Here is a 420-nt window from a genome sequence, read left to right as displayed (position 1 = left end):
AATCGGTGGAGCTGCATGACAAAGTCATCGGGCATTATCTGAACATAAAACACTATCAATAAGTTGGAGTCATTACCAACCATGGCGTACATGCCAAAGTTTCCACGCCAGTGCATTTACGAAAAGCACGTACTTGCTATGATCATTTAGCTGGCGAAGTTGCCGTTAAGATCTATGATTCCCTTTGTCAACAGCAATGGATCACTGAAAATGGTTCAATGATCACATTAAGTGGTATTCAATATTTTCATGAAATGGGAATTGACGTTCCTTCCAAACATTCACGTAAAATCTGTTGTGCGTGTTTAGATTGGAGTGAACGCCGTTTCCATTTAGGTGGGTACGTTGGAGCCGCATTATTTTCGCTTTATGAATCTAAAGGGTGGTTAACTCGACATCTTGGTTACCGTGAAGTTACCA

Annotated in this window: 1 protein-coding gene and 1 pseudogene; both read left to right on the top strand. The window is 41.0% G+C overall.

The annotated features are described in order from the left end of the window. Window positions 1-5: 5 nt before the first annotated feature. Window positions 6-62 carry an IS1 family transposase gene (locus ABZJ92_RS22320; RefSeq protein ID WP_003032489.1) on the top strand — a complete coding sequence of 19 codons (57 nt, stop codon included), beginning with the start codon at window positions 6-8 and terminating at the stop codon, window positions 60-62. Then, window positions 63-420, top strand: a pseudogene (locus ABZJ92_RS22315) (transcriptional regulator); the annotation flags it as partial.

This window comes from Shigella sp. FJ200513 (assembly GCF_040495915.1).
In the GTDB taxonomy this organism is placed as follows: Bacteria; Pseudomonadota; Gammaproteobacteria; order Enterobacterales; family Enterobacteriaceae; genus ECMA0423.
This window is presented reverse-complemented; position numbering and strand designations above follow the sequence as displayed.